Annotated in this window: 1 protein-coding gene; it reads left to right on the forward strand. The window is 57.3% G+C overall.

Features of this window, described 5'->3' with window-relative positions:
- The coding region (locus ISP20_RS21450; RefSeq protein ID WP_204638247.1) for a formylglycine-generating enzyme family protein at positions 1 to 482 on the forward strand (482 nt) is incomplete at both ends.

Genomic DNA, 482 nt, shown 5'->3' on the forward strand with positions numbered 1-482 from the left:
TTCGACATGGGCGACTTCGGTTGGGCAGAAACCTATAACGCCTACAAACCGCTTTGCGAGTGGCCTTGCGGTGTGCCCAAGGATCAGCTGTGGCCCGTCGTAATCAGCGCCGATTCGCGCCCTGTCCACACGGTTCGGCTGACCAGCTTCTACATGGCCAGGTTCCTCACCACGATTGCAGAGGATGATCGGTTCCGTATCGTTACTGGCCGTCCTTTGTATGACACGATGCTGACCGATGAAGACCGCTATTGGGGTGAAAAAGAGCCAGCGAGGGAGCGAGTGCCGAAACTCTATTTACCCAATCTGCCGGCTTACAGCAAATCCTGGCAGGAAGCGAAGGACTATTGCGTATGGCTTGGTGAACTCAGCGGCTTGCCAGTGGACCTGCCCACCGAAGCGCAATACGAGTACGCCGCCCGCTCTCGCGGCAAGCATGTGCTGTATGCCACCGACAACGGTTATATCGAGCGCGGTCGCAA

Source organism: Dyella kyungheensis, from assembly GCF_016905005.1.
Classification (GTDB): Bacteria; Pseudomonadota; Gammaproteobacteria; order Xanthomonadales; family Rhodanobacteraceae; genus Dyella; species Dyella kyungheensis.